The organism is Mesorhizobium sp. M1027, assembly GCF_040318745.1.
Lineage (GTDB): Bacteria > Pseudomonadota > Alphaproteobacteria > Rhizobiales > Rhizobiaceae > Mesorhizobium.
Window position 1 is genome coordinate 69,438 of sequence record NZ_JAMYMW010000011.1, and the last position, 16,364, is coordinate 85,801.

Sequence of the window (16,364 nt, forward strand, 5' to 3'; positions counted from 1 at the left end):
GGATCGGCGCCGATGCTGGGAGATTTCGTCGGACGCGCTGCAGATGTCGGTTGGCCGGCATCCTAAATGGTTCCATGGGAGGAAAATCGTGACCACGTCAAAACTGTTGAAATCCACCGTGTTCGCCGCGGCCGGACTGAGCCTGATGGCCTTTGCGTCGACGGCGTCGGCCGCCGGGGTCGGCGCCTGCTTGATCACCAAGACCGACACCAATCCCTTCTTCGTCAAGATGAAGGAAGGTGCGACGGCCAAGGCCAAGGAGCTTGGCGTCGATCTCAAGACTTACGCCGGCAAGATCGACGGCGACAGCGAGAGCCAGGTTGCTGCAATCGAGAGCTGCATCGCCGACGGCGCCAAGGGTATCCTCATCACCGCGTCCGATACCAAGGGCATCGTGCCGACGGTGAAGAAAGCGCGGGACGCCGGGCTGTTGGTGATCGCGCTCGACACGCCGCTTGATCCGATCGATGCGGCTGACGCGACCTTCGCGACGGACAATCTGGAAGCCGGCAAGCTGATCGGCGCATGGGCCGCCGCGACACTCGGCGATAAGGCCAAGGATGCCAAGATCGGCTTCCTCGACCTGACGCCGTCGCAGCCGACGGTGGACGTGCTGCGCGACCAGGGCTTCATGATGGGCTTCGGCATCGACGTGAAGGACCCCAACAAGATTGGCGACGAGGACGACCCGCGCATCGTTGGCCATGACGTGACGAACGGCAATGAAGAGGGCGGCCGCAAGGCGATGGAGAACCTTCTGCAGAAGGACAACACCATCAACGTCATCCACACCATCAACGAGCCGGCAGCTGTCGGTGCCTACCAGGCGCTCAAGGCCGTCGGTCTCGAAAGCCAGGTGCTGATCGTCTCGGTCGACGGTGGTTGCCCCGGCGTGAAGTCGGTCACCGAAGGCGTAATCGGCGCTACCTCGCAGCAATATCCGCTGCAAATGGCGGCGCTCGGCATCGAGGCGATCGCCACTTTCGCCAAGGACGGGACGAAGCCGAAGCCGACCGAAGGCAAGAACTTCTTCGACACCGGCGTCAACCTTGTCACCGACAAGCCCGCCAACGGTGTGAAGTCCATCGACACCAAGGAAGGCCTCGCCAAGTGCTGGGGCTGAGGCTGGCCTGACCGGCAACAGATCGCGATCGGCCGGGGCTTGATCCCCGGCCGCTCAGGGTGGACGATGTGCCGGTCTAAACGCAAATAGTCCCGGCGGCAGACCGGAAGGCGTGGACGGCGTTGGCTCTTGGCTGAAGCCCAGGGGAGGAAACATGTCTCAAGCACAAGAATTCGAAAAAGTTCTATCGAGCAGCGACACAAGCGTCGCCGCGTTCGACGAGCATAAATCGGCCGTCAAGCGCGCCCAGCATTTCCTGCATTCCACGCCGGCAGCGGTGCCGCTGATCGTGCTGGTTCTCGCGATAATTATCTTCGGCATCACCATCGGCGGGCGTTTTTTTTCATCCTATACGCTGACGCTGATCCTTCAGCAGATCGCCATTGTCGGCATTCTGGGCGCCGCGCAGACGCTGGTAATCCTGACCGCCGGCATCGACCTGTCGATTGGCGTGATCATGGTGATTTCGGCTGTGATCATGGGCAATTGCGCGGTCAGCTACGGTATGCCGGCCGTGCTCGCGGTGGCAATCGGGCTTGTCGCTGGTGGCGCATGCGGCCTGCTCAACGGGGTGCTGGTCGCCTACATGAAGCTGCCGCCATTCATCGTGACGCTGGGCACCTGGAACATCGTCATGGCCACCAACTTCATCTATTCGGCCAATGAGACGATCCGCGACACCGACGTCGACGTTCAGGCGCCTCTGCTGCACCTGTTTGCCTTGAGCTTTAAGGTCGGCACGGCCGTGCTGACGCTTGGCGTCATTGCCATGGTCGTTCTCGTGTTGGTCCTCTGGTACGTGCTCAACCACACGGCGTGGGGCCGCCATGTCTACGCGGTTGGCGACGATCAGGAGGCCGCGAAACTGTCGGGCATCCAGACGAAGAAGGTGCTGGTGACGGTCTATGCCCTTGCCGGGCTGATCGCCGCCTTCGCAGCCTGGGTCTCCATCGGCCGCAATGGCTCGATCTCGCCTTCCGCCGCCGTGACCGACTACAATCTTCAGGCCATCACCGCGACGGTGATCGGCGGTATTTCGCTGTTCGGCGGGCGCGGCTCGATCCTCGGCACGCTGTTCGGCGCCATGATCGTCGGCGTCGTCTCGATGGGCCTCAACATGCTGGGCGCCGATCCGCAGTGGAAGGTGCTGCTCACCGGCGTGCTGATCATCGGCGCCGTGGCGATCGATCAATGGATCAGAAAGGTTTCGGCATAGCCATGACCCAGGAACCCATCCTCACAGCGCGCAGCCTGGTCAAGCGCTACGGTCGCGTTACCGCACTCGACAATGCCGATTTCGATCTCTATCCGGGCGAAATCCTTGCCGTCATCGGCGACAATGGCGCCGGCAAATCGTCGCTCATCAAGGCGATTTCCGGCGCGGTCGTGCCCGATGAAGGTGAGATCCGGCTTGAAGGCAAGCCCGTCGCCTTCAAGTCGCCGATGGAGGCCCGCGAGGCCGGCATCGAGACCGTCTACCAGAACCTGGCTCTGTCGCCGGCGCTGTCTATCGCCGACAACATGTTCCTCGGCCGCGAGATACGCAAGCCGGGGTTCCTCGGCGAATGGCTGCGCATGCTCGATCGCCCAGCCATGGAAAAGCGCGCTCGCGACAAGCTCACGGAGCTTGGCCTGATGACCATCCAGAACATCAGCCAGGCCGTGGAAACGCTTTCTGGCGGCCAGCGTCAGGGTGTGGCGGTGGCGCGCGCCGCCGCCTTTGGCAGCCGGGTGGTGATCATGGATGAGCCGACGGCGGCACTTGGCGTCAAGGAGAGCCGCCGCGTCCTCGAATTGATCCTCGACGTGAAGAAGCGAGGCCTGCCGATCGTGCTGATTTCACACAACATGCCGCATGTCTTCGAGGTGGCCGACCGCATCCACATTCATCGGCTTGGCCGTCGCCTGTGTGTCATCGATCCCAAGCAGCATACGATGTCCGACGCCGTCGCCTTCATGACCGGCGCCAAGGTGCCGCCGGAAGCGGCGCTGGCAGCTTGAGCAAGAGCTTGAGGCCCATCGCCGAGGAACCCGAACGCGCTGTTTCCAAATGCCAAATTGCCGCAGGGCAACCCGGCTTTCGGTCGACTGAATCGATTGAACATCCTGTGGGATACACTAGCATTGGTAGAGATGGTGAAAGCCGCATGATCCTGGCAACGTCACGAGAGGCAGCATGACGCGCGCGATGACAACCGAAGCTCCTCCGCCCACGCTCGAAAACCCGGATCCCAAGACGCTCGCCGACGAAGTCTTGCAGGCCCTCAAATACAGGGTCGGCAAGGGCACCAACGTTGCAACCCAGTACGATTGGCTTACCGCCTCAATCAAGGTTGTGCGCGACCGCATCGTCGATCACTGGATGCAGGCAACCCAAGAGGCCTACGCCCAGCAGGAAAAGCGGGTCTATTACCTGTCGCTGGAATTCCTCATCGGCCGCCTGATGCGCGATGCCTTCTCCAATCTCGGCCTGATGGACAATATGCGCGAGGCGCTGTCGTCGCTTGGCGTCGACCTCGACATCATTGCAGCGCTCGAACCGGACGCTGCCCTTGGCAATGGCGGTCTTGGCCGGCTCGCCGCCTGTTTCATGGAAAGCATGGCTACCGTCGATATCCCCGCGCATGGCTACGGCATTCGCTATGCCAACGGCATGTTTCGGCAGGAGATTCATGACGGCTGGCAGGTGGAACTGCCCGAGACATGGCTCGATCACGGCAATCCCTGGGAGTTCGAACGCCGCGAGCGCTCCTTCGAGGTCGGCTTCGGCGGCTCGGTGGAATCGATCACCTCGAAGGACGGCAGGCTCGAGCGCCACGTCTGGAAGCCGACCGAACATGTTCTGGCCGTTGCTTACGATACGCCAGTGGTCGGCTGGCGGGCCAATCGCGTCAATACGCTGCGTCTGTGGTCCGGCATGCCGGTCGACCCGATCCTGCTCGACAAGTTCAACGCCGGCGATCACATCGGCGCGCTCGCCGAAAGCAACAAGGCCGATGCATTGTCGCGCGTCCTTTACCCGGCCGATTCCCACAAGGCCGGCCAGGAGCTGCGACTGAGGCAGGAGTATTTCTTCTCCACCGCCTCGCTGCAGGACATCGTCCAGCGTCATCTTAGCCAGTATGGCGACTTGCAATCGCTGCCCGACAAGGCGGCGATCCATCTCAACGACACCCATCCGGCGATCGCCGTAGCTGAGCTGATGCGCCTGTTGATGGATGTCCACGGCATGGATTTCGACCAGGCCTGGAGCATCACCAAGCGCACCTTCGGCTACACCAACCACACGCTGCTTCCCGAAGCGCTCGAAAGCTGGCCCGTGCCGCTGTTTGAGCGGCTGTTGCCGCGCCACATGCAGATCGTCTACGCCATCAACGCCGAAGTGCTGCTCGAGGCGCGCGCCTCCGACCAGTTCTCGGACGAGCAGATCAGCCGCATCTCGCTGATCCAGGAAAATGGCGATCGCCGCGTGCGCATGGGCAATCTGGCCTTTGTCGGCTCGCACTCGATCAACGGCGTCTCGGCCCTGCACACGGAATTGATGAAGGAGACGGTGTTTGCTGATCTCCACAGGCTCTACCCGGACCGCATCAACAACAAGACCAACGGGATTACACCGCGGCGCTGGCTGATCCAGTGCAATCCCGGCCTCACGACACTCACCCGAGAGGCGATTGGCGACGGTTTCCTCGACGACATCGACGAGATAAAGCGGCTTGATCCTTTCGCCGGGGACGCCGCCTTCCGCGACAAGTTCGCCGCCGTCAAACGGGCGAACAAGACGAGGCTTGCCAATCTTGTTGCCGACCGGCTCGGCATCAAGGTGGACCCCTCGGCGCTGTTCGACATCCAGGTCAAGCGCATCCACGAATATAAGCGCCAGCTCTTGAACATTCTCGAAGCGGTCGCGCTTTACGACCAGATCCGCTCACATCCAGAGCGCGACTGGATGCCCCGCGTCAAATTCTTCGGCGGCAAGGCGGCACCCAGCTATCACAATGCCAAGCTGATCATCAAACTTGCCAACGACGTCGCCCGTGTCATCAACCGCGACCCCGCGGTGCGCGGCTTGCTGAAAGTGGTGTTCGTGCCGAACTACAATGTCAGCCTGGCCGAGATCATGATGCCGGCCGCCGATCTTTCGGAGCAGATATCGACCGCCGGCATGGAAGCCTCCGGCACCGGCAACATGAAGTTCGCGCTGAACGGCGCGCTGACCATCGGCACGCTCGACGGCGCCAATGTCGAGATCAAGGAATGCGTCGGCGACGACAACATCTTCATCTTCGGCCTGACCACAGAGGAAGTCGCCGAGCGGCGCAACAATGGTTACGATCCGCGCGCCGTGATCGAGGGCTCGCCCGAATTGGCGCAGGCCCTGTCGGCGATTTCATCGGGCGTCTTCTCACCTGACGATCCGGACCGTTATCGCGACCTGATCAACGGTCTTTACCAGAGCGACTGGTTCATGGTCGCCGCGGATTTCGATGCCTACGCCGCCACCCAGCGCGACGTCGATGCCGTCTGGCGCAACAGCCCGGACTGGTACGCCAGGGCCATCCGCAATGTCGCCCGCGTCGGCTGGTTCTCGTCCGACCGCACGATCCGCCAATATGCGAAAGACATCTGGCACGTGCCCGCCTGATGTGATTGCATGAGACCAGGAACAATGTGGCCCTAGTGGAGTGATTTGACCTTCGCATCCCTTGGAAGGTCAGGCGGCCTGCGACTGTCGAATTCAAAACTCCACTAGAAACATACACTTGGTGCCCGGGGAGGATCACTGCCTGATGAGCAAGCCGCGCGCGACCGTTGCGACAAGCGGGCCGGACGGACTGGCGCAAACCAGCGATGTCGCGGCGATTGTCGCGGGCACGCACGGCGACCCGTTTGCCGTGCTCGGCGTGCATGAGGCAGGGAAGGGATTTGTCGCCCGTTGCTTTGTTCCTCATGCCGAGTCCGTCACTGCCTATACGCTGACCGGCAAGAAGGCTGGCGAGCTGTCGAGGCGTGACGATCGCGGTTTCTTCGAAGGCAAACTGTCGCTGCGCAAACGCCAGCCGCTGCGCTATCATGCAAGGAATTCCGGCGGTGACTGGTGGCTGACCGATCCATATTCCTTCGGCCCCGTGCTCGGTCCGCTAGACGATTACTATATCGCCGAAGGATCGCATCTCAGGCTGTTCGACAAGCTCGGCGCCCATCTCATCGACCATGAAGGTGCATCGGGCGTACATTTTGCGGTGTGGGCGCCCAATGCAAGGCGTGTCTCGGTGGTCGGCGACTTCAACGAGTGGGACGGCCGCAGGCATACCATGCGCGTCCGCCGCGACACCGGCATCTGGGAGCTATTCATTCCCGACATCGGCGCTGGCCGCCCGTATAAGTACGAAATCATCGGGCCAGATGGCGTGAGATTGCCGCTCAAAGCCGATCCGTTCGCCTTCAAGTCCGAACTGCGCCCGGCCACCGCCTCGGTGACGGCTTTGCCGCCGGCGCATGAATGGGGTGACGAGGCGCACCGGAACTACTGGCGCAATGCCGACCACAGGCGCGAAGCCGTATCGATCTACGAGCTCCATGCCGGGTCATGGCGGCTTCACGACGACGGCAGCTTTCTGTCGTGGGATGAGCTCGCCGACAGGCTGATCCCGTACGTGGTCGAGACCGGTTTTACCCACATCGAATTCATGCCGATCTCCGAACACCCTTATGACCCGTCCTGGGGCTACCAGACGACGGGTCTTTATGCGCCGAGCGCCCGCTTTGGCGATCCGGACGGTTTTGCCCGCTTCGTCGACGGCGCCCACCGTGCAGGCATCGGCGTCATCCTCGATTGGGTGCCGGCGCATTTCCCTGTTGACGAACACGGTCTGGCAAAGTTCGACGGTACCGCGCTCTACGAACATGCCGATCCGCGCAAGGGCTTCCATCCCGACTGGAACACAGCGATCTATAATTTTGGGCGCCGCGAAGTGATTTCGTTTCTGGTCAACAATGCGCTGTTCTGGGCCGAGAAATATCACGTCGACGGACTGCGCGTCGATGCGGTCGCCTCGATGCTTTATCTCGATTATTCGCGCAAGGCCGGCGAATGGATCCCCAACGAGAAGGGCGGGCGCGAAAACCTCGAGGCGGTCAGCTTCCTGCAGCGTATGAACAAGGAGGTCTACGGCCACCATCCGGGCGTGATGACCATCGCCGAGGAATCGACCTCGTGGCCGAAAGTCTCGCAGCCAGTGCATGAAGGCGGGCTGGGCTTCGGCTTCAAGTGGAACATGGGCTTCATGCACGACACTCTGGAGTATTTCTCCAAGGAGCCGATCTTCCGCAAGCATCACCACAACGACATCACCTTCGGCCTGGTCTACGCCTTCAGCGAGAATTTCGTGCTACCGCTGTCCCATGACGAGGTGGTGCACGGCAAAGGCACGCTGCTCAACAAGATGGCCGGCGACGACTGGCAGAAATTCGCGACGCTGCGCGCCTATTACGCCTTCATGTGGGGTTATCCCGGCAAGAAGCTGTTGTTCATGGGCCAGGAGTTCGCGCAGCGCCGCGAGTGGAGCGAGGCGCGCGCGCTCGACTGGAACCTGCTCGATTTCCGGCTCCACCGTGGCGTCTGGCAGACGGTGCGCGACCTCAACTATCTCTACCGCTCGCGCCCGGCGCTGCATGCCCGCGACTGCGAGCCGGAGGGCTTTTCCTGGCTGATCGTCGACGACAGCGCGAACTCGGTCTTTGCCTGGCTGCGCAGCGCGCCAGGCGGCAACCCGGTCGCCGTCATTTCCAACTTCACGCCGGTGCCGCGCGACAATTACCGCGTGCCGTTGCCGCAGGCCGGAAAATGGCGCGAGATCATCAACACCGATGCCACGGATTATGGCGGTTCCGGCATGGGCAATAGCGGCGGCGTCGAGGCTCAGGCGGAAGGAGGAGGCATTTCGGCGACGATGCTTTTGCCGCCGCTGTCGACGATCATGCTCGAATTCGTCCCGGACTGAGCTATGTCTGGAGTATCTAACCTGGGAGGATAAGAATGGCTGAAATAAAACGAACACAGCCGCTGGCACGCGACGCCATGGCTTATGTGCTGGCCGGCGGCCGTGGCAGCCGGCTCAAGGAACTGACCGACCGCCGTGCCAAGCCGGCGGTCTATTTTGGCGGCAAGACCCGCATCATCGATTTCGCGCTCTCCAATGCGCTCAATTCCGGTATCCGCCGCCTCGGCGTCGCCACCCAATACAAGGCGCATTCGCTGATCCGCCATCTGCAGCGCGGTTGGAACTTCCTGCGGCCCGAGCGCAACGAGAGTTTCGACATCCTGCCGGCCAGCCAGCGTGTGTCGGAAACGCAATGGTACGAGGGCACCGCCGACGCCGTTTACCAGAACATCGACATCATCGAGGCCTATGGGCCGGAATACATGGTCATCCTGGCCGGCGACCATGTCTACAAGATGGACTACGAAATGATGCTGCGCCAACATGTCGAGGCCGGCGCCGACGTCACCGTCGGCTGCCTCGAAGTGCCACGCATGGAAGCTACCGGCTTCGGCGTCATGCATGTCGATCCCAAGGACACCATCATCTCCTTCATCGAAAAGCCAGCCGATCCGCCGGGCATTCCCGACAAACCGGATTTTGCGCTGGCCTCGATGGGAATCTATGTGTTCAAGACCAAGTTCCTGATGGAGCAGTTGCGTCGCGATGCGGCAGAGCCCGGCTCGAGCCGCGACTTCGGCAAGGACATCATCCCCTACATCGTCGAGCACGGAAAGGCGATCGCCCATCGCTTCGCCAAATCCTGCGTGCGCTCGACCGCCGAGAACGAGGCCTATTGGCGCGACGTCGGCACGGTCGACGCCTATTGGGAAGCCAATATCGACCTGACCGACATCACGCCGGAACTCGACCTTTACGACCGCGATTGGCCGATCTGGACTTATGCCGAGTTGAAGCCGCCGGCAAAGTTCGTGCATGACGAGGATGGCCGCCGCGGGTCGGCCGTGTCGTCTCTCGTGTCGGGCGATTGCATCGTTTCGGGCGCTTCGCTGAAGCGAAGCCTGATCTTCACCGGCGCGCGCATCAATTCTTATTCAATACTGGAGGAGGTCGTCATGCTGCCCGACGTCCATGTCGGCCGCAACGCCAGGCTGAAGCGCGTAGTCATCGATCACGGCGTCAGGATTCCGGAGGGGCTGGTGGTCGGCGAGGATCCCGTCCTCGACGCCAAGCGTTTCCGCGTTTCGGAAAAAGGCATCTGCCTGGTCACGCAGGACATGATCAACAGGCTGGGATCGTAGTGCATGCAGGTTCTGTCGGTGGCGCCCGAGATCTTTCCGCTGGTCAAGACCGGAGGGCTCGCCGACGTAACCGGCGCCTTGCCCATGGCATTGGCCGGCAAGGGCGTCACCATGCGCACGCTCGTCCCCGGCTACCCGCAGGTGATGGGCGCGTTCAAGAAAAAGAAGGCGGTTCAGCAATATCCGCTGCTGCAGGGCGGCAGGGCGTCGGTGCACGCCGTCCAGATCGCCGGCCTCGACCTGTTCGTGCTCGACGCGCCGCATCTTTTCGACCGCCCGGGCGGTCCATACGGCAACGCGACCGGCGCCGACTGGCCGGACAATTGGCGGCGATTCGCTGCCTTGAGCCAGGTAGGCGGCGACATCGCCGGGGGCTCCATCTCGGGCTACCTGCCCGATATCGTCCATGCCCATGACTGGCAGTCGGCAATGACGCTCGCCTACATGCGCTACGGCAAGGCGGTCGGCACGCCGTCGATGATCACCGTGCACAACCTCGCCTTCCAAGGCCAGTTCGGCGCCAGCATCTTTGGCGAGCTTGGCCTGCCGGCGGCGGCGATGGCGCTCGACGGCGTCGAATATTACGGCGGCGTCGGCTTCCTCAAAGCCGGCCTGCAGGCCGCCTGGGCGATCACCACGGTCAGCCCGACCTATGCGCAGGAAATCCGTTTGCCCGAATTCGGCATGGGCCTCGACGGCCTGATCAACATGCGCTCCGTCGATCTCCATGGCATCGTCAACGGCATCGATACCGAGATATGGAACCCGGAAACCGACAAGCATCTGGTCTCCAACTACACGGCAAAGACGCTTAAGGCACGAATGCCCAACAAGGCCGCGGTCGAGGACCGTTTCAGCCTCGATCGCGATGACAGCCCGATCGTCTGCGTCGTCAGCCGGCTGACCTGGCAAAAGGGCATGGACATATTGGCTGCGGCCGTCGACGGCATCGTCGCGGCAGGTGCACGGCTGGCAATCCTTGGGTCTGGCGACGCTGGGCTGGAAGGCACGTTGCTTGCCGCCGCAGCCCGCCATCGTGGCCGCATCGGCGTCGTCGTCGGCTATGACGAGGGACTCTCCCACACCATGCAGGGCGGCTGCGACGCCATCATCATCCCGTCGCGCTTCGAACCTTGCGGGCTGACGCAGCTTTACGGCCTGCGCTATGGCTGCGTGCCGGTCGTCGCGCGCACCGGCGGCCTTGCCGACACGGTCATCGATGCCAACGAAGCCGCCATCTCTGCCGGCGTGGCGACCGGCTTCCAATTCGCGCCCGCCAATGCCGGCGCCTTGCTGCACGCCGTCCGCCGCCTTGTCGAGGCGCATGCCAATCCCGCGGTGTGGACGTCGATGCAGCGGCAAGGCATGAAGGCCGACGTTTCGTGGGACAAAAGCGCCGAAAAATATGTTCAACTCTATCGCTTGCTGCTTTCGAAAAGGGCTGCCTGACTGATGATCCGCACCGTCGCCACCAAACCCTATCCCGACCAGAAACCCGGCACCTCCGGGCTGCGCAAGAAAGTCCCGGTGTTCCAGCAGGAGCACTATGCCGAGAACTTCATCCAGTCGATCTTCGACGCGCTGGATGGATTCGATGGCAAAACCCTGGTGATCGGCGGCGACGGCCGCTTTTATAACCGCGAGGTCATCCAGAAGGCCATCGCCATGGCCGCGGCAAACGGCTTCGGCAAGGTGATGGTCGGGCAGGGCGGCATCTTGTCGACGCCGGCCGCTTCGCATGTAATCCGCAAATACAAGACCTTCGGCGGCATCATCCTGTCGGCCAGCCACAATCCGGGTGGCCCACATGAGGATTTCGGGATCAAGTACAATGCCGGCAACGGCGGCCCGGCGCCGGAAAAGCTGACCGACGCGATCTTCGAAAAAACCAAGGCGATTTCAAGCTTCAAGATCGCCGATATCGGGCCGGTCGACATCGACACGATCGGCACGATCACGGCGGCTGACATGATCGTCGAAATCATTGATCCGGTTGCCGACTATGCCGATCTGATGGAAAGCCTGTTCGATTTCGAGGCCTTACGGGCGCTGTTCAAATCGGGCTTCCGCATGCGCTTCGATGCCATGCATGCGGTGACCGGCCCCTACGCCAAGGAGATCCTCGAAAACCGGCTCGGCGCGCCGAATGGCACCGCCCGCAATTTCATTCCGCTGCCGGATTTCGGCGGCCACCATCCCGATCCCAATCTGGTGCATGCAAAACACCTCTACGCCGAGATGATGGGCCCGGATGCGCCCGACTTTGGCGCTGCCTCTGATGGCGATGGCGACCGCAACCTGATTATCGGCAAGGGCATTTTCATCACCCCGTCGGATTCGCTGGCGATGCTCGCCGCCAACGCCCATCTGGCGCCGGGCTACAAGGCCGGGCTGAAAGGCATAGCCCGTTCAATGCCGACCAGCGGTGCTGCCGACCGCGTCGCCGAAAAGCTCGGCGTCGGCATCTATGAAACGCCGACCGGCTGGAAATTTTTCGGCAATCTGCTCGACGCCGGCATGGCGACGATCTGCGGCGAGGAGAGTGCGGGGACCGGCTCCAACCATGTACGCGAAAAGGACGGCCTGTGGGCGGTGCTTTTGTGGCTCAACATCCTTGCCGTGCGCGGCGAAAGCGCCAAGCAGATCGTCACCCAGCATTGGGCAGCCTACGGCCGTAACTACTATTCGCGGCACGATTACGAGGAGGTCGAGACCGACCGTGCCAATGCGCTCGTCGACGAACTGCGCGCCAAGCTCGGCTCGCTGCCTGGCACCAGCGTGCGCGGCATGACGATCGCCAGCGCCGATGATTTCGCCTATCACGATCCGGTCGACGGCTCGGTCAGCAAGAACCAAGGCATCAGGGTGTTGTTCGAAGGTGGCTCACGCGTCGTCTTCCGCCTGTCCGGTACCGGCACCTCGGGCGCGACACTGCGGCTTTATGTCGAGCGCTACGAGCCGGACACGAACCGCCACGATCTCGACACCCAGGAAGCGCTTGCCGGTCTGATCGCGGCGGCCGACGACATCGCCGGGATTCGCAGCCATACCGGCCGCGCCAAGCCGAGCGTGATTACGTGACTTTGGTTGACAGCCGGCCGTCTGAGTTCGGCCTGCGTTGCGAGGCTCCCCCTTCTCCCCTTGTGGGAGAAGGTGGCCGAGCGAAGCTCGGTCGGATGAGGGGTGTTCCAGCTTGGCGCACACCTTTGCTCAAATCGCCCATGCCTCGTTTCTTCCAGCACCCCTCATCCGTCTCGGCGCTGCGCGCCGATCCACCTTCTCCCACAAGGGGAGAAGGAGACGCCGTATGAGCCAACTCGGCGCAACCATCACCAAAGAAGGCATCCGCTTCGCCGCATGGTCCTCGTCGGCTCGGCGCATCTGGGTCTCGATCTTCGACCAGCGCGGCAACCGCGAAATCGACCGGCTGCAACTCCAGTCGGAAGGCGAGGGCGTGCACGCGCTTTTTGTTGCCGGTCTCGCCGCCGGCAGCCGATACGGGTTCCGCGCCGATGGCGACTACGCGCCGGAGCAGGGCCTTTGGTTCGATCCCGACAAGATGCTGGCCGATCCCTACGCCGTCGAGGTCGACAGGCCTTATGCCTATGACGGCCGGCTGGCCGCGCGGCGGGGCGAGGGGGCCGATACCGCGCCGCTGATGCCGAAGGCGATTGCCGGCGCCTTGCCGGAACCCTGGCCCGCCTTGCCGCCGCTGTTTCGGCCCGGCGGCCTAATCTACGAAGTGCCGGTACGCGCCTTCACAAAGCTGCATAAGGACATCCCCGAGAAACAGCGCGGCACCATTGCAGCTCTCGCTCACCCCCTTGTTGTAGAGCATCTGCAAAAACTCGGTGTTGCAGCCGTTGAGTTGATGCCAGTGACGGCATCGATCGACGAACGGCATTTGCCGCCGCTCGGGCTGCGCAACGCCTGGGGTTATAATCCCGTGACCTTCATGGCGCTCGATCCGCGACTGGCGCCCGGCGGTCTGGCCGAGTTGCGCGGAACGGTCGCCGCGCTGCGCGAGGCCGGCATCGGCACCATTCTCGACCTGGTGTTCAATCACACCGGCGAAAGCGACCGGCTCGGCCCGACATTGTCGCTGCGCGGCCTAGACAGCCGCGCCTACTACCGGCACGAGGCCGACGGCGCTCTGGTCAATGACACCGGAACCGGCAATACGGTGGCCTGCGACCATCCGGTCGTCCGGGACATGGTCCTCGACACGCTTCGCCACTTTGTCCAGCGCGCTGGTGTCGACGGATTCCGCTTCGACCTGGCGCCGATCCTCGGCCGCGGCGACGGCGTTTTCGACGCCGATGCGCCGCTGCTGAACGCCATTCGCAACGACCCTGTTCTTGGCGACCGGGTGCTGATCGCCGAGCCTTGGGATGTCGGACCGGATGGCTATCAGCTCGGCAATTTTCCGCCGCCCTTCCTAGAATGGAACGACAGATACCGTGACGATATCCGCCGCTTCTGGCGCGGCGACGGCGGCATGATCGGTGCGCTGGCGACGCGGCTTGCCGGTTCGTCCGACGTCTTTTCCAAAGCAGGCCAGACAGCGAGCCGAAGCCTCAATTTCATCGCTGCGCATGACGGCATGACGCTGGCCGATATCGTTGCCTACGAGCACAAGCACAACGAGGCCAATGGCGAACAGAACCGCGATGGTCACGATGACAACCTGTCCTGGAACAATGGCGTCGAGGGTCAGACGGATAACCAGTCAATCGTTACGGCCCGTTTCGATGACCAGTGCGCGCTGCTGGCGACGCTCTTTGCCTCGCGCGGCACGATCATGCTGACGGCCGGAGACGAGTTCGGCCGCACGCAGCGCGGCAACAACAACGCTTACGCGCAGGACAATGACATTACCTGGCTCGATTGGTCCGGGCGCGACCGGGCGCTGGAGCGGTACACGGCTCTGCTCGCCAAGATGCGTCGTGCCGCGCCGGCGCTTTCGGACACCAGGTTCCTGACCGGAGAACTGCCGGCCGGCTCGCAAATACCTGACGTCGTCTGGCTGACGGAAACCGGCGTGCCGCTGGATGAAGCAGCCTGGCACGATGCCAGGCGGCACCGGCTGGTCATGGTTCTCGGTAGCGGTGAGAACAGTCGCCTTGCGGTGGTCATCAACGGCGACCGCCGGGCCTGCGTGTTCACGCTGCCGGAACGGGCGGGTTTTCACTGGCGCCCAGCCATCGAAACGGACACTGGCGACATCTCACGGCCGGTGCCTGGGCGAACGGTCATGTTCATGATTGAACACTGGGCCGGGCAGGAGCGCGCAGGGGGAAGCTATGATGGCTGACAATGCCGAATGGTGGCGCGGCTGCGTCATCTACCAGATTTACCCGCGCTCCTTCCAGGACACGACAGGCGACGGCAGCGGCGATCTCAGCGGCATCACCTCGAGGCTGGCCCATGTCGCATCGCTCGGGGTCGACGCAGTCTGGCTGTCGCCTTTCTTCAAGTCGCCAATGGCCGATATGGGTTACGACGTTTCGGATTACTGCGCCGTCGATCCGATGTTCGGCACATCAGAGGACTTCGACGCGCTGGTTGCCGAGGCACACCGGCTCGGCCTGAAGGTGATCATCGACCAGGTCCTGTCGCACTCATCGGATCGGCACGAATGGTTCGTCGAAAGCCGCACGAGCCGCGACAACCCCAAGGCCGACTGGTACGTCTGGGCCGATGCGAAGCCCGACGGCACCGCCCCCAACAACTGGCTGTCGCTTTTCGGCGGCCCGGCCTGGGAATGGGACGCAACGCGCAGACAATATTACCTGCACAATTTCCTCGCCTCGCAGCCGGACCTGAATTTCCACAACCCGCAGGTGCAGGACGCCTTGCTGGAAACGGTGCGGTTCTGGCTCGAGCGCGGCGTCGACGGTTTCCGGCTGGATACGGTCAACTATTACGTCCACGACCGCTGGCTGCGCAGCAACCCGCCTTTGGCGGAAAGCGTCGCCGGCACCAATACGGCAACCAGCCCCTATCTCTATCAGGAGCATCTGTTCGACAAGAGCCAGCCGGAAAACCTTTCTTTTCTCAAGCGCTTCCGGGCCTTGCTTGACGAATATGAAGGCCGCGTCGCTGTCGGCGAGATTGGCGACGAAACTCGTTCCTTGCAGACACTCGCCGCCTATACCGGCGGTGGCGACAAGCTCCAAATGTCCTACACCTTCGACCTGCTCGGCCCGCAATTCTCGGCGTCGCATGTGCGTGGCTGTGTCGAGGCCTTCGAGAGTAAGGTGTTCGACGGCTGGGTTTGCTGGGCGTTCTCCAACCACGATGTCGTGCGCCATGTCAGTCGATGGACAAGGCCGGGCGGCGATCCGCACAGGGTGGCGAAATTCTCGATCGTGCTGCTTTCCTGCTTGCGCGGATCGATCTGCCTTTACCAGGGCGAAGAACTCGGGCTGGAGGAGGCCGAACTGGCGTTCGAGGATTTGCGCGATCCCTTCGGCATCCGCTTCTGGCCGGCAATCAAGGGGCGGGATGGGTGCCGAACGCCGATGGTCTGGGAGGCTGGCGCCGACAATGCCGGCTTTTCAACCGGCAAGCCGTGGCTTCCGGTCCCGGCAAGCCATCGCGCCCGGGCGGTCGACGTCCAGAATGGCGAGCAAACTTCCGTCCTGGCGAGCTACCGGGCGATGCTGGCCTTGCGCAAGCAGCATCCGGCGTTGGTTCGAGGCTCGATCCGGTTCCTCGATGCCGAAGGCGACGTCCTTGCTTTCATTCGCGAAGGCGGTGACGAAAAGCTGCTGTGTGTCTTCAATTTCGCCGACGAGCCGGCCGGCTGGCAATTGCCACCGGATCTGGAAGCGATTGAGCCGAGAGATCTTGGCGGTGCTGCCGGCGTCTTGCAGGAAAGAACTCTGTCGCTGCCGCCGCTGGGCTGTTTCCTCGGCCAGATCGGCTGAGCTC

General features: G+C 62.6%; 10 protein-coding genes. All 10 read left to right on the plus strand.

What is annotated here, in order from left to right; translation table 11 throughout:
- Window positions 1-145: 145 nt before the first annotated feature.
- Window positions 146-1,123, plus strand: a complete 978-nt coding sequence (locus NKH50_RS21210) for a sugar ABC transporter substrate-binding protein (protein ID WP_502894341.1) — start codon at window positions 146-148, stop codon at window positions 1,121-1,123.
- 154 nt (window positions 1,124-1,277) lie between these two features.
- Window positions 1,278-2,339 (plus strand): ABC transporter permease, encoded by a 1,062-nt coding sequence (locus NKH50_RS21215; protein WP_352479482.1) that lies wholly within the window; start codon window positions 1,278-1,280, stop codon window positions 2,337-2,339.
- A 2-nt stretch (window positions 2,340-2,341) separates the two neighbouring features.
- Entirely contained in the window at window positions 2,342-3,124 is a 783-nt protein-coding gene (locus NKH50_RS21220) for an ATP-binding cassette domain-containing protein (protein ID WP_254819893.1), read from the plus strand.
- A gap of 175 nt (window positions 3,125-3,299) precedes the next feature.
- Window positions 3,300-5,768: a glycogen/starch/alpha-glucan phosphorylase gene (locus tag NKH50_RS21225; RefSeq protein ID WP_352647149.1), complete on the plus strand. Its 2,469-nt coding sequence runs from the start codon at window positions 3,300-3,302 to the stop codon at window positions 5,766-5,768.
- A 145-nt stretch (window positions 5,769-5,913) separates the two neighbouring features.
- Window positions 5,914-8,127 carry a 1,4-alpha-glucan branching protein GlgB gene (gene glgB / locus NKH50_RS21230; RefSeq protein WP_352507577.1) on the plus strand — a complete coding sequence of 738 codons (2,214 nt, stop codon included), beginning with the start codon at window positions 5,914-5,916 and terminating at the stop codon, window positions 8,125-8,127.
- 35 nt (window positions 8,128-8,162) lie between these two features.
- Entirely contained in the window at window positions 8,163-9,428 is a 1,266-nt protein-coding gene (gene glgC, locus NKH50_RS21235; protein WP_352687677.1) for a glucose-1-phosphate adenylyltransferase, read from the plus strand.
- Window positions 9,429-9,431: 3 nt separating this feature from the next.
- Complete coding sequence (glgA, locus tag NKH50_RS21240) at window positions 9,432-10,877, plus strand: glycogen synthase GlgA (protein WP_352687675.1); 1,446 nt, start codon at window positions 9,432-9,434, stop codon at window positions 10,875-10,877.
- A 3-nt stretch (window positions 10,878-10,880) separates the two neighbouring features.
- Window positions 10,881-12,509, plus strand: a complete 1,629-nt coding sequence (locus NKH50_RS21245) for an alpha-D-glucose phosphate-specific phosphoglucomutase (protein WP_352880829.1) — start codon at window positions 10,881-10,883, stop codon at window positions 12,507-12,509.
- Between the two features lie 226 nt (window positions 12,510-12,735).
- A complete protein-coding gene (gene glgX / locus NKH50_RS21250; RefSeq protein ID WP_352705720.1) occupies window positions 12,736-14,742 on the plus strand; it encodes a glycogen debranching protein GlgX in 2,007 nt (668 codons plus the stop codon).
- Window positions 14,732-16,360 carry a beta-galactosidase BglA gene (gene bglA / locus NKH50_RS21255; RefSeq protein ID WP_352880831.1) on the plus strand — a complete coding sequence of 543 codons (1,629 nt, stop codon included), beginning with the start codon at window positions 14,732-14,734 and terminating at the stop codon, window positions 16,358-16,360. Before glgX ends, bglA begins: the two co-directional genes overlap by 11 nt.
- Window positions 16,361-16,364 lie beyond the last annotated feature (4 nt).